11 protein-coding genes are annotated in these 13334 nt (G+C 70.0%); 6 read left to right on the top strand and 5 right to left on the bottom strand.

Annotation, left to right across the window (positions count from 1 at the left end; all coding sequences use genetic code 11):
• Positions 1-51: 51 nt before the first annotated feature.
• A complete protein-coding gene (gene pcrA / locus BA895_RS19885; RefSeq protein WP_070193619.1) occupies positions 52-2568 on the bottom strand; it encodes a DNA helicase PcrA in 2517 nt (838 codons plus the stop codon).
• A 197-nt stretch (positions 2569-2765) separates the two neighbouring features.
• Between pcrA and BA895_RS19880 the strand changes: the two genes are divergently transcribed.
• From BA895_RS19880 to BA895_RS19860, 5 genes are all read left to right on the top strand, one after another.
• On the top strand, positions 2766-3257 hold the full coding sequence (locus BA895_RS19880; protein WP_070193618.1) for a GNAT family N-acetyltransferase: 492 nt from the start codon (positions 2766-2768) through the stop codon (positions 3255-3257).
• Positions 3258-3278: 21 nt separating this feature from the next.
• Positions 3279-4262 carry a quinone oxidoreductase gene (locus BA895_RS19875; protein WP_070193691.1) on the top strand — a complete coding sequence of 328 codons (984 nt, stop codon included), beginning with the start codon at positions 3279-3281 and terminating at the stop codon, positions 4260-4262.
• The gene (locus BA895_RS19870) at positions 4259-5812 is read left to right on the top strand and encodes an amidohydrolase (RefSeq protein ID WP_070193617.1); all 1554 of its coding nucleotides are present in this window, start codon (positions 4259-4261) and stop codon (positions 5810-5812) included. The genes BA895_RS19875 and BA895_RS19870 overlap by 4 nt, the downstream gene beginning before the upstream one ends.
• 102 nt (positions 5813-5914) lie before the next feature.
• Positions 5915-6442, top strand: coding sequence for a SigE family RNA polymerase sigma factor (locus tag BA895_RS19865; protein WP_070193616.1), 528 nt, complete (start codon positions 5915-5917; stop codon positions 6440-6442).
• Positions 6439-7707, top strand: coding sequence for a hypothetical protein (locus tag BA895_RS19860; RefSeq protein ID WP_070193615.1), 1269 nt, complete (start codon positions 6439-6441; stop codon positions 7705-7707). Before BA895_RS19865 ends, BA895_RS19860 begins: the two co-directional genes overlap by 4 nt.
• Before the next feature lie 13 nt (positions 7708-7720).
• On the opposite strand, the gene BA895_RS19855 is transcribed toward BA895_RS19860, so the two are convergent.
• The 3 genes from BA895_RS19855 to BA895_RS19845 are packed head-to-tail and all read right to left on the bottom strand — an operon-like array spanning position 7721 to position 9757.
• Positions 7721-7918 carry a hypothetical protein gene (locus BA895_RS19855; RefSeq protein ID WP_254666578.1) on the bottom strand — a complete coding sequence of 66 codons (198 nt, stop codon included), beginning with the start codon at positions 7916-7918 and terminating at the stop codon, positions 7721-7723.
• 22 nt (positions 7919-7940) lie between these two features.
• Positions 7941-8636 (bottom strand): NUDIX hydrolase, encoded by a 696-nt coding sequence (locus tag BA895_RS19850; protein WP_070193613.1) that lies wholly within the window; start codon positions 8634-8636, stop codon positions 7941-7943.
• The gene (locus BA895_RS19845; RefSeq protein ID WP_070193690.1) at positions 8633-9757 is read right to left on the bottom strand and encodes a glycosyltransferase; all 1125 of its coding nucleotides are present in this window, start codon (positions 9755-9757) and stop codon (positions 8633-8635) included. The genes BA895_RS19850 and BA895_RS19845 overlap by 4 nt, the downstream gene beginning before the upstream one ends.
• A 34-nt stretch (positions 9758-9791) precedes the next feature.
• Between BA895_RS19845 and BA895_RS19840 the strand changes: the two genes are divergently transcribed.
• On the top strand, positions 9792-10613 hold the full coding sequence (locus tag BA895_RS19840) for a PIG-L deacetylase family protein (RefSeq protein WP_083283601.1): 822 nt from the start codon (positions 9792-9794) through the stop codon (positions 10611-10613).
• Between the two features lie 50 nt (positions 10614-10663).
• Here the strand turns inward: BA895_RS19840 and BA895_RS19835 are convergent, their stop codons facing one another.
• Positions 10664-13288 carry an asparagine synthetase B gene (locus BA895_RS19835; RefSeq protein WP_070193611.1) on the bottom strand — a complete coding sequence of 875 codons (2625 nt, stop codon included), beginning with the start codon at positions 13286-13288 and terminating at the stop codon, positions 10664-10666.
• Positions 13289-13334 lie beyond the last annotated feature (46 nt).

The following is a 13334-nucleotide window of genomic DNA, read 5'->3' as shown; positions in this document are numbered from 1 at the left end:
ACGGTCACGGGGCATGGCCCACCTGCGCGCCGTCAGGGTGAGCGGCATCCGTCAGAGCTTGAGCAGGGGTGCGTAGCGCAGCAGCAGCCGTTTGGTGCCGGTGTCGACGCCGAAGTCGACGTGGGCCATCGACTTCTCACCCTCGCCCTCGACCCGCACGACCGTGCCGAGGCCGAAGGTGTCGTGGCTGACCTTGTCGCCGGAACGCAACGACAGGATCGGTCGCTTACCGAGACTGCGCACCCCGGGTCGAGCCGCCAGCGTGGCGACGGCCGGCTGGCCTGCGCCACGGGCCCCGCTGAACGACGGGCCCAGCCGTTGCCAGTCGACCAGGTCGCCGGGGATCTCGTCGAGGAAGCGCGAGGGCGGGTTGTACTGCGGAGCGCCCCACGCCGAACGCACCGAGGCCCGCGAGAGGTAGAGCCGCTCGCGCGCGCGGGTGATGCCGACGTAGGCCAGGCGACGCTCCTCCTCCAGCTCCTTCGGGTCACCGAGGGAGCGCAGGTGCGGAAAGGTGCCGTCTTCGAGCCCGGTAAGGAAGACAACCGGGAACTCGAGCCCCTTGGCCGTGTGCAACGTCATCAGCGTGACGACGCCCTGCTCGGCCGCCGCCTCACCCTCGGGAGAGTCGGGGATCTCGTCGGCGTCGGCCACGAGCGAGACCTGCTCAAGAAACTCCTCGAGCGCGCCGGCCGGCCCGACGTCTTCGGGTTCCACGCCCGGAGGCAGCTCACCGCCCGACTCCTCGAGCTCGGTGGCGCGCCGCTCGTCGTACTCCTGCGCGACCGCGACGAGCTCGGCGAGGTTCTCGACACGCGTCTCGTCCTGAGGGTCGTGGCTGGCCCGCAGCTCGTCGAGGTAGCCGCTGTGCTCGAGCGTGGCCTCGAGCAGCGCGGCCACGCTGTCGTCGGTCTCGTAGATCACCCGGATCTTCTCGAGCAGCATCGTGAAGCCCTTGATCGCCACCACAGATCGGGTGGCGATACCGGGGGCGTCCTCGGCGCGGCCGAGCGCGGCGACGAACGGGATGCGTTCGCGATCGGCCAGAGCGGCGACGCACGCCTGCGCCCGGTCACCGATCCCCCGCTTGGGGGTGTTGAGGATGCGGCGCAGGTTGACGGTGTCGGTCGGGTTGGAGATGACGCGCAGGTACGCGAGCGCGTCCTTGACCTCACGGCGTTCGTAGAACCGCGTGCCACCGACCACCTTGTAGGGCAGGCCGACCCGCACGAGCACCTCCTCGACGGCACGGCTCTGGGCGTTGGTGCGGTAGAAGACGGCGACGTCGCCGGGCTTGACGCCGTGCTCGGCCAGGTCGTCGATCTCCTTGGCCACGAACGCCGCCTCGTCGTGCTCGTTGTCGGCGACGTATCCGGTGATAATCGCGCCGTCGCCGGAGTCGGTCCAGAGGTTCTTCGCCCGCCGGCCTTCGTTACGGCTGATGACCGCGTTGGCCGCCCTGAGGATGCGCTGGGTGGAGCGGTAGTTCTGCTCGAGCAGGATCGTCTTGGCGTCGGGGTAGTCGTTCTCGAACTCGAGGATGTTGCGGATGCTCGCCCCACGGAAGGCGTAGATCGACTGGTCGGAGTCACCGACCACGCACAGCTCGCCCGGCGGCACGACGTAGGCGCCCTGGGGGCTCGCATCCGTCGGCACCGCCCCGACCAGCTCGCGGATCAGCTGGTACTGAGCCTGGTTGGTGTCTTGGTACTCGTCGACGAGTACGTGACGGAACCGGCGGCGGTAGTACTCGGCGACGTCGGGAAAGGCTTGCAGCACGTTGACGGTCATCATGATGATGTCGTCGAAGTCGAGCGCGTTGGCCTGGCGCAGCCGACGCTGGTACTGCGTATAGGCCTGCGCGACCGTGCGCTCGTAGTGGTCGCCCTCGGCCACCTTCGAGGTGTAGGTCTCCTCGTCGATGAGCTCGTTCTTGAGGTTGCTCACCTGATGGGTGAAGCCGCGTGCCGGGTAGCGCTTGGGGTCGAGGTCGAGGTCGCGCAGCACGAGCGCCATCAGCCGCTGGCTGTCGGCGGCGTCGTAGATCGAGAACGTCGACTTCATGCCCACCTTGGCCGCCTCCCGCCGCAGGATGCGCACGCACGCCGAGTGGAAGGTCATCACCCACATGGCCCGGGCCCGGGGGCCGACGAGGTTCGCGACCCGCTCGCGCATCTCGGCCGCCGCCTTGTTGGTGAAGGTGATGGCCAGCACCTGCCCGGGTTGGACCCCCCGTTCGCCCAGCAGCCAGGCGATGCGGTGGGTGAGCACGCGCGTCTTGCCCGACCCGGCGCCCGCCACGATGAGCAGCGGGGCTCCCTCGTGCACGACCGCGGCCCGCTGGCTGGGGTTGAGCCCCTCCAGCAGCTGCGTCGGATCCATGCCCGGATGCCGCCCCGCGGCGCCCACTCCCCCGGCCGCTGCCGCCTCGGCCCAGGTCGGAACTCCCCGGTCGGTCACCTCACGCCGGGCCTCCCGCGACGGGTCGAGTCCACTCGACCCACCCCCGGAGGGGTGGTCGGGACCCGGGGGCCCAGAGATCGGGAGGTCGTCAAAAAGCGTGCTCATGATGGCCTCCAGCCTACGTCTCGCCACCCACACGCCCGGCCAGCCACGCACACCCGTGACCACTCAGCCAAACTCACAGTCGAGTGGTCACTTTCGTACCGTCGTCTGCCCACCGGATGCCGCCCCCGCCCGGCCCCGCGGCCACCTGCCCCCCAGGCGCGTCTCGCGGCGCCCGTGACTCTGGGCACAATGAGCGGATGACCGACTTCGAGATCCGCGATGCCCGGCGTGACGACGTTCCTGACCTGATCCGGCTCGTGCAGGCCCTCGCCGAGTACGAGCGAGAGCCGGCCTCGGCCGTCGCCACGACGGAGCAGTTCGCGAACGCCCTCTTCCCCGCGCAAGGCAGCCCGGCGGCATCCTGCCTCGTGGTCGAACGGGACGAGCAGGTGGTGGCCATGGCCCTGTGGTTCACCACGTTCTCGACGTGGACCGGGCAACAGGGCATGTGGCTGGAGGACCTCTTCGTCGAGGCCGACCAGCGCGGCTCGGGGATCGGCCGCGCCCTGCTCGGGCGGTTGGCGCAGATCTGCGTCGAACGGGGTTTTCCGCGGTTCGAGTGGACCGTGCTCGACTGGAACACCCCGTCGATCGAGTTCTACCGCTCACGAGGTGCCCTTCCCCAGAGCGAGTGGACGACGTTCCGGCTCGACGGGGAGGCGCTCGACCGGCTGGCCGGCGAGGGCTGAGGCGGTCATAGGGTGGCGACCATGACCACTGCGACGAGTGTGTTCGTGACCGAGCCCGGCGACGGCAGCGTGCTGGCCGTGCAGACCCATGACCTGCCGGCACCGGCGCACGGCGAGGTGCAGATCGAGGTCGCGGCCGCTGGCGTGAACTTCATCGACGTGTACAAGCGCCAGGGCGTCTACCCGGTGCCGACCCCCTTCGTGCTGGGTGAGGAGGGAGCCGGCACGGTTGTGGCCGTCGGGGCCGGCGTGGTCGGCATCCAGACCGGCGACCGCGTCGCGTGGTGCCAGTCGACCGGCAGCCAGTCGACCGTCGTCAACAAGCCGGTTGCCGCGCTGGTTCCGGTGCCTGACGGGCTCGACCTGGAGGTCGCGGCGTCGGTGATGCTGCAGGGGCTGACGGCGCACTACCTGGTCAACAGCACGTACGCCGTGCAGCGCGACGACATAGCCCTGGTGCACGCGGCGGCCGGCGGGGTCGGACAGCTGCTCGTGCAGCTCATCACGGCCAAGGGGGCCACCGTCGTGGCCACGGCCGGGTCGAGCGAGAAGCTCGAGGTCGCAGGGCGGCTCGGCGCCCAGCACCTCATCGACTACGCCGACGTCGACGACCTCGCGGCGGCGGTGCGGAAGGTCGCCCCCCAGGGAGTCGACGTGGTCTACGACGGCGTCGGCAGGTCGACCTTCGACGCCTCGCTGGCCTCGCTGCGACCGCGCGGCATGATGGTGCTCTTCGGCGGCGCGAGTGGTCAGGTGCCGCCGTTCGACCTCCAGCGGCTCAACTCCGGAGGGTCACTGTTCGTGACGCGGCCGACGCTGGTGCACTACGTCGCTGACCGAAAAGAGTACGAGTGGCGGGCCGGCGAGGTGCTCGGTGCTGTCGCCGACGGCTCGTTGAAGGTCGACGTCGGCGGGCGATACGCCTTCGCCGACGCGGCCGCTGCCTACGAGGCCCTGGAGGGCAGGCAGACCACCGGCAAGCTGATCCTGGTACCCAACGCATGACCCGGGCTCTGTTGCGCCACCGTCGCATCTGGACCGGGTCACCCGAGCTACCTTGGACAGACGCCTTGCTGGTCGAAGACGGTGTCGTGGTGGCGGTCGGCGCGGAGGCGCGGGAAGCGGAGTCGTCGACGACCGTAGACCTCCCCGGTGAGGTGGTCACACCAGGGCTGCACGACGCCCACATCCACACCGAGTGGCAGTCCCGCGCCCTGGCGTCGGTCGACCTACGCGAAGCCGGCTCGCTCGCCGAGTGTCTCGAAATGGTGCGCATACACGCTGTCTCGCTGCCCGACGGCGCGTGGGTCATCAGTGGCCGCTGGAACCACAACCGGTGGGACGTCGCGACCCAGCCCGACCGGTACTCCCTCGACAGCGTCGTCCCTGACCGGGGCGCAGCCCTCGTCAGCGTCGACGGGCACACCGTGTGGGCTAACTCCCTTGCCCTGCAACGCGCCGGCATCACCAGAGACACGCCCGACCCGGTCGGCGGCGAGATCGCTCGCGACGTCGATGGCGAGCCCACCGGCATCCTGCGAGAGTCGGCACAGGAACTGCTCGACGCCGTGCCCCGGCCGGTCGAACCCCTGCGCCCGTGGCTCGAACGATGCCACGACTGGCTTCTCTCCCTGGGCTTGACGAGCATCACCGACATCGACGGCGAGGAGTGCCGGGCGGCCTACGCGGCCATGCACACCGACGGCCGATTGCGGCTGCGGGTCACCAAGTGCACCCGCGACGACGACCTCGAGCTCGCGATCGCGCAGGGACGGCGCTCGGGTCAGGGCGACGCCCGCTTCCGCGTGGGGCCTGTGAAGTTCTTCAGCGACGGCGCGCTGGGCTCGCAGACGGCCCACATGACCGCACCGTTCATCGGGCACGAGGGCTGCGGCATCGCCGCCATGCCGTATCCCGTTCTGCTGCAACGCACTCGGCTGGCCCTCGAGGCGGGCCTTGATGTGTGCACGCACGCCATCGGTGACGAGGCGAACCGGCTGGTGCTCGATGCCTTCGCCGTGATGCGCGACGAGGGGCACACCGGCATCCTGCGCATCGAGCACGCCCAGCACCTGCGGCCCTCCGACGTGGCCCGGTTCCGCTCGCTCGACGTCATCGCGTCGGTGCAGCCGAGTCACTGCACCGCCGACTTCGAGATGGTCGACCGCCTCATCGATGAGCGGCCGTTGCTCTCGTACGCGTTCCGCACGCTGCTCGACGCGGGGGTGCGACTGGCCTTCGGGTCGGATGCTCCCGTGGAGGAGCCGAACCCCTTCCACGGCATCCACGCTGCCGTGACGCGGCAGCGCGAGGGTGGAGTGCCGCCCGGGGGTTGGCGGCCCAGTGAGCGTGTCACGCTCGACGAGGCGATGCACGCGCACACCGTCGGCGCCCACGAGGCGGTGGGGCGCGCCGATGTCGGCCGTTTGGTGCCGGGGCAGCTCGCCGACCTCGTCTGCCTCGACCGTGACCTGTGGTCGGTCGACCCCGCCGACCTGCGCGACACCCAGGTGCTCCAGACCGTGATCGGCGGCGAAGCCGTCTATACCCGCTGACAGCCCTGCGACCCGTTCTTCTCGATTTCTCGATTTCTCGACGATGCCCCCAACCCCGCAGGGGGTCTGTCGCGTTCAGAGGGTGACAAGGGAGGTGCACGCATGAGACCGATCGATGACGATTTCGCCGACTACGTGCGAGCCCGACAGCACCGGCTGCTCCGAGCGGCCTACCTCGTGTGCGGAGACGCCCACCGAGCCGAAGACCTGCTTCAGCAAGCCCTGGAGAAGCTGGCCCTGCGCTGGGACACCGTCAAGCATGGCGCCCCCGACGCCTACGTGCGCCGCATCCTCTACCGCGACGCCGTCTCGTCGTGGCGGCGCACCCGCCGCGAGCACCTGCGTGCCGTGCCACCCGAGCCGGATGCCGCTCACCCCGGCGGGCACGACACCCTGGGTGATCGGGTCGGTGACCGCGTCGACCTCGACGCCGCCCTGGCCCGCCTGACCCGCAAGCAACGGGCCGTGCTCGTGCTGCGGTTCTTCGAGGACCGCAGCGAAGCCGACACCGCTGACGTGCTGGGCGTGACCGTCGGCACCGTCAAGAGCCAGACGCACACCGCGTTGGCCAACCTGCGAGAGCGGGTACCCCACCTCGCGCCGGCGCTCCGTCAGGAGGACCCGTCATGAACCCCGACATCACCGAGCTGCTCGAAACGGCCAGCGCCGATGTGCGCGAGGTCGACCTCGTCGAACGATCCTGGGCCGGCGCCCAGCGCCGTCGGTCTCGCCGGCGTCGCACGTCCGTGGCGGGCGTGGCGGCTGCCGCCGTGGTGGCCGTCGTGGCCGGAACGTTCGCCGCCGGTCGCACGACTCCACCCCCCACCCCGGCGCCCAGCGTCAGCCAGACCGCAACCGCGACGGCCTGGCGGCTGGCCCCAGACGGCACCCGGTACGTCGTCGCACCACCCCTCGGCACCGAGGGAGGCCTTCCGACCGCGTCGTTCACGCCGGTGAACCGGCTCGAGAAGATCGACCCCACTGCCACCCGGCGAGAGCTGGCCGATGTCATCGCCAACGACCCCAGCTGGCGGGGAGAGACACCGATCGCGGCCTTCATCGAGGCGGTCGACGCCCCGAGCTATGCCGACGCGACGACCTTCCAACCGGTGTTCGCCCTGCTCGACGGCAGTCTCGTCACTACCGACGTGCGTCTCGGCTGGGTGCGCGACACCGATGGCAACCGGTCGGTGCCGTTGGCGACCGGCTCTCTGTCATTTCGCGGAGTGGCCTTCGCCCAGCCGGGTCGAATCATCACCCTCGATCTGACTACTGGCACCGTGAAGACCCACTCGGTACCCTCCCAGACCATCGAGCAGGTGCGGTGGGCCGGGACCAAGGTCGTCGCCAGTGGTGACGGCGGGGCCTGGCAGATCGACACGGCGGCCGCGTCGCCCACGGCAGAGAAGCTGCCCGAGGGCTACACCGGCGCCAAGAACGTCATCGGTGTCGACCCCACGGGCGCACCCTCGGTCACGTTCTGGGAGCTGGAGGGTCTGAGGAAGACCCCGACAGCGGTGAGCGCGCCGGTGACCCAGACCAACGGACAGACCTTCTCGACGAACCTCTCTGCAGCATCCGGGGTCTTCCTCTCCGACGGCCTGGACGCCGGCGACGGCGTCGCCCCGTCCCAGGGCATCCTCTCGGTGACGCTGTACGACCCCAGCGAGCGCCGGCTGCTCGTCATGGGCGAGTCCCCCGCCCGAAGCAAGGGATGCTGCCAGGTCGTCGGCTACTCGATAGAGCAGGAACTTCTCTACACGAACACCACGGCAGACGGGGTGTGGCTGCTGCAGTGGAACCCCGACACCGGCCTCGTGAGCCGGGTCGCCCTGCTCGAGGCCGATCCGGCGGTGCCAGCGGTGCTCAGCTTCGGCTTCAACATCGCGAACTGACACCCACGACCGGCTACGGGGGGCCGGGTACGACGGCGAGCAGAAGGGTGGCGAACAGCGTCAGGCCGCCGACGGCGAGCAGGAAGACGCCGATCACTGCGGCGCCACCTGCCCCCTCCTGCGCCGAGGCGGCTCGACGTCGACGACCCGTCACGACCAGTGCGACACCGACGACGAGCCACACCACGCCGATCAGAAGTCCCGTGAGCACCCCACCGTTCCAACGCATCCCCTCAACCGCCTGTCAGCTCGGCCAGGTCTCGCCATGACGCCGTCATCGACAGGGCGCCCAGCTCGTCGGGTGTCACCCACCGTGCGGCCGAGGTCGTGCCACCGACGTCGTGGATCACGATCTCGGTCGGGTCGGGGCAGGTGGCCCGGTACACGATGCGCACCGCGTGGAAGTCCTCGACCACACCGGTAGGCGCACGCCCCACCCAGTGCTGCGCCTGCACCGTGACCAAAGGCCCCAGCACGATGCGCTGGCCGGTCTCCTCCCACACCTCGCGGTGCACACCGTCGACCGGGGACTCCCCCTGGTCGAGGCCGCCCCCGGGCAGGCCCCAGTTTCCCGGAATGGCGGTCTGCGAGTTGAACTGCGTCAGCAGCACCCCCGGCGAACCGTGCACCACGGCGTAGGCACCCACCCGCTGGTGTGGCTCACCCACCTCCTCGTCGGCGATGTCGGGGTCGCGCCGCGTGGCCGCCCGGGCCAAGGGTGGACGACCGGCAAGCGGGCTCACCGCGTAGGTGAGCTCGAGAGCGCCGTCTGGCCCCAGCTCAGCGGCCTCGGGAGCACCGACAGACCAGCCGAGCCTCCCGAGCACCACCTCGGGGTGCTCGCCGTGGTCGAGGCCGATGGTCACGACCCGATCGCCCGCGGCAGTGACGCCGAGCACGCGGATTCCGGCCGCGACGTTGGTTCTCATCGGCGCGCCAGGGCGATGGCCCGCTCGTACTCGCCCACGGCGATAGCGACGACCGCCGCCCAGCGCTGATCGGGAGGGTTCTCGACGTTGAAGGCCCGCATCCGGGAGACGTCGTCGGGGTGGTCGGCCAGGTGGGCGATCGCAGCAGCCATGGCCGAGTCGCTGTCAACCACGAGTCCGTTGACACCGTGAGTGACGAACTCGCCTACTCCAGAGCCGGATCGGCCGATGACCGGTAGCCCGACGGTGCGGGCCTCCAAGGCGGCGATCCCGAACGACTCGAGACGGGCGGGTGAGAGGTAGACATCAGAGCCGGCGTACCGCTGGCGCAGCTCGTCTCGCGTGACCCTTCCCGGCAGGGTGACCCAGTCGAGGCCCTTGTCGCGCACAGAGGCCTCGACCTTGTGCCGGTCTGGCCCCTCCCCCAGGATCGTCAACGACAAAGAGCCACGACCAGACCTGCGCTCGGCCTCAGCGACGAGGTCGACCAGCGCCCCGGGCCGCTTGCGGGCCGCGAGACGCATGGCCGTTACGAGCCGAAGCGGGCCTGGCTCGGGCGCGACCGGCCCCACCGACCACCGGGCCACGTCGATGCCGTTGGGCAGCACCCCCACCGTCGCGGCCGGTCCGACCAGCCGCCGCAGCGGTTCGGCCGCCACCTGCGAGACCGCCGACATCGCCACGCCTCGTGCCGCCCACCGATGCACGAACCGGGCCACCTCGAAGACCGGCGTCACGCCCGCCAGCATGCAGTGCCAGGTCATCGCGGTGGGCAGTCGCATGCCCACGGCCACCCGGGTGGCGTCCCAGGCAAATGGCGAGACCACCCCGGTCTGCACGTGCGCGACGTCGAAGCCTCCACTCGTCAGCCGGCGGCGCAGCTCGCGCGGGGCGAAGGGGTTCACCGGCAGCTCCCACGGCATCCGGGCGGCGAGCCGGTGCACGGGCACGTCGTCGACCACGGTGACGGCGCCGTGCATCTCTGCGTCTGCGCCGCGAGTGGCCGTGAACACCTCGACCTCGTGGCCTCGAGCGATGAGCTGGCGGGCGAGGTCGTGCGACTGCACCTCGATGCCGCCCAGCCGGGGCAGGTAACAGTCGGAGATCAGCGCCACCTTCACGAGGATCACTCTGTCATGCGACAAGATGGCGGTGATGACCCACACTCTGCTCGCCTTCCACGCCCACCCCGACGACGAGGCGCTGCTCACGTCGGGCACCATGGCGCGCGCTGCCGCCGAGGGCCATCGCGTCATCGTCGTCGTCGCGACCGACGGTGAGCTCGGCCTCGCCGCAGCGGAGTACACCGGCGACGGCACCCTGGGCAGTCGGCGGATGGGCGAGCTGCACTGCAGTGCGAAAGCGCTCGGCGTGGCCCGAGTCGAGCATCTCGGCTACGCCGACAGCGGGCTGGGGCCCGACCTCGAGCCGGACCCGCCTGGTCGCAGCCGCTTCGTACGGGTCGACACCGAGGAGGCGGCCCAGCGCTTGGCCGCCATCCTGCGCGAGGAACAGGTCGACGTGCTGCTCGGCTACGAGCCCAACGGCGGCTACGGCCACCAGGACCACAAGAAGGTGCACGTGGTGGGAAGGCGTGCGGCCGAGATCGCCCGCACACCAAGGCTGCTCGAGGCGACGGTTCCACGCGACACGATCTGCCGCGCGATAGACCTCGCGGCCAAGGTCTATCGCTTTCCGCCCGAGTTCGACCGGTCGAGCTTCGACCGCGCCTTCTCGGCCCGCGGCGAGATCACCCACCGGATCAACGTGAGTCGGCACATCGCCGCGAAGCGAGCCGCCATGCGCGCCCACACCTCCCAGGCCAGTGCCGACGGTGGTGCCGACCGCACCCTCGCCGCCTTCCTGCGTATCCCCAGGCCCCTCTACGACCTCGTGTTCGGCCGGGAATGGTTCATCGACCCGGCCGCCGGCCCCGACGACCCGATCCGCCACGACGTCTTCCACGGGCTCCACTGAGCCGGTGGCGGTCGACCGACCGGTGGCTGCTCGGCCGGCGTGGAGTCGCTCTAGACGGGAGGCTGCACGAAGACCAGCGCCATCGGCGTCTGCTCTGAACCCTGACCAAGCGGGTTGTCGGCGAACATCGCCTCGTAGCGCGACTTGGGGCCGGCGGCGTCCTGCCCCAAGGCGTTGCGGCCGAGGTCGTTGGCATCCATGACGACCGTACCGGCGTAGGTGGAGCGGTACGGCTCAGGCACGAGGGCCCGGATGCCGGCCGAGAGCGCAGCGGCCACGGCGTCGGGGTCTTTCGGGGCGAGCTTGGCCGACACGTTGGCCGGGTAGACCGAGTACTCGGTAGGCCCGTCGATGGCTCGGATGTCGCCACCGACCAGCTCGTAGAAGGCACCTCGGCGACCGAACGCCCGGGCTACGCCCCCGCCGACCGCGGCGTAGAGCACACGCGGCAGGCCGGCCTCCTGGATGGCCAGCTGCATGGTGAAGGGCGATCCCAAGCCGATACCAGCGGGGGTGCGGGTGACGTGCTTGCTGAGCAACCGAGCCGGTCGCCCGACCTTGATGTCCCAGATGAAGTACGAGCGTCCCTGCGTGATGGCGACGATCTTCTCCGAGATGAACAGGTGCCACGAGCCGCTCGTCGCCGCAGCATGCTCGGGGCCGGCCGTGGGCAGACCGTCGAAGAAGCGGGCGACCTGCGCCAGCGTCCTGGCCTGAAGGTCGTCCTCGCGCGAGAACAGCTCGGTACGCAAGGGGTAGCGACGAACGACGGTTCCGTCGCCCAGCGTGAGGTCGAGCTGCTTGCGGGCGTTGGCCTCGTAGTCGCTCTTCACGTGTTCGGGCGCAGGTGCGGCATCCGCCGGCTCGTCGAAGAACTCCTGCAGCCACAGCTCGAGGTTGAGCAGTCGCCAGATGGTCAGGGAGTCGGCCGGGCTGCCGCCCTTGATCCACCCCTCGAAGGTGTGCAGCACCTCGCTCTGGTCGAAGTAGGGCCGGTTCGCGAATGGCTCAGACAGGAACACCCCGTAGATGTGGTTCTTCAGACGCAGGAGCCACTCCGCGTGCGGGGTCGTGAGGCCGACCTTGACGCGGCGGCCGACGACGGAGGAGGGCAGCAGGTCGCGCACCGCGTCACGGAGCACCCGCTTGCTGACGCCGTCCTTGAGCAGGGCCTCGCTGCCAAGGCCGAAGTCGAAGCGAACCAGGTCTTTGTCGAGCAACGGCATCCGGGTCGTGACGGCAAAGCGGCGCGCGTTGCGGTCGTCGTAGCGCAGCCTCGCGGGCAACGAACCGACGAAGATGTCGTCGAGCAGCCGCTCACGCAGATCGGTCAGGGGTGCAGAGACCGCCTCGTGACGATGCCGAGCGACGAACTGCTGGTCGAGCAGCTGTGTGACGGGAACCGCCTTTCGGCCGCGAAGGCGGTCGCCCAGACGCGACCGGCCCCCACGGGCAAGAACGTCGGCCGACCGAGCCAGCTGGGTGACGGCAGCGAGCGAGCTCGTCTGCCGAAGCTCGCGGAGGTTCACCAGATGGTGGGCCCCGTCACCGGCCAGGGTCTCGTCGCCACCCAGACCTTCGAGCACTGCGGTGGCCCCGGCCTCAGCCGCCTCACGCAGAACGCGGTACTGCGTGTAGGGACCCGTGGAGTCGAGCGGCTCCTCCTGGGTGCGGACGAAGTCGGTGAGGTCGTTCTTGAACTCTGTGGGGGTCGGCGACACCGAGTGCGGGGCGACCCCGAATGCGAGGGAGGAGGTCACGGCATCGATGTGTTCCGCTTCGTCGTTGAGCGACTCAGGAAACAGGGCCGAGAACGTGTTCAGCTGTGCCCCAACGGCTTTGGTCACCGAGTTGCCCGAGTCGCCCGTGGTCGCCAAGGTGTCGACCACGGCGGTGATGGCCGCCGAGTCGATCCCTCCGGACAGGGCGATGGCCACGGGGCCGGGTGCCCGCAGTCGGACACGCACCGCCTCGGTGAGACGCGAACGGAACTCACGCACGACCGAGGCGTCGTAGTCGCGTGGCTGCGACGTGGCGTGGCTCAGCTCGGATCGCAAGGCAGTGAACGGGCGCCGGTGCACACCGGCATCCGTGATGGTGACCGCCTCACCGGCTCCGACCCGTTCGATGCCGTCGAAGAAGGTCTCGCGGCCGTCGTCGTTCACCCCGAAACGCAGATAGCGGTAGATGATGCGGTCGTTGGGCCTGCGGTCGTGGTGCCCGCTGTGCAGGATCGGGGTGATCGACGAGGCGAAGAGCCACCCCCGGCCCGACGCGGCGAGATAGAGCGACCGGATACCGAAGTGGTCGCGGGCCAGCGTGATGGAGGAGGTCTCGCAGTCGCGGACGGCTACGGCGAACGGCCCGTTCAGCCGGTCGAACCCCTCTGCGCCCCACTCGATGAAGGCGGCCAGCGCCACCTCCCAGTCGTCACCGGTCGTGAACTCGTGCCCCAGCTGGGCGAGCTGGCTGCGCAGGACCACCCGGTTGTAGACCTCGCCGTCGAGCACGATCTCAAATCGCTCTGCGACGCGTCCCGCGCTAACTCCCGTCAGACCTGAGCTGCCCTGAGCGAACGCCGTCGCGTCGACGGCTGGATGGCACGAGCAGCGCCCGAGGCGTTCGGTCAGCCCCTCGTCGGCCGTGATTCCGTGAAAGCCGGCGATTCCACACATGCGTTCCACCCTACTGGCGCGATGCCGTACCACCGGCATCTGGGAC

Source organism: Humibacillus sp. DSM 29435 (assembly GCF_001758225.1).
In the GTDB taxonomy this organism is placed as follows: domain Bacteria; phylum Actinomycetota; class Actinomycetes; order Actinomycetales; family Dermatophilaceae; genus DSM-29435.
The sequence above is the reverse complement of the archived record's forward strand: the minus strand, read 5'-3'. Positions and strand labels throughout refer to the sequence as shown.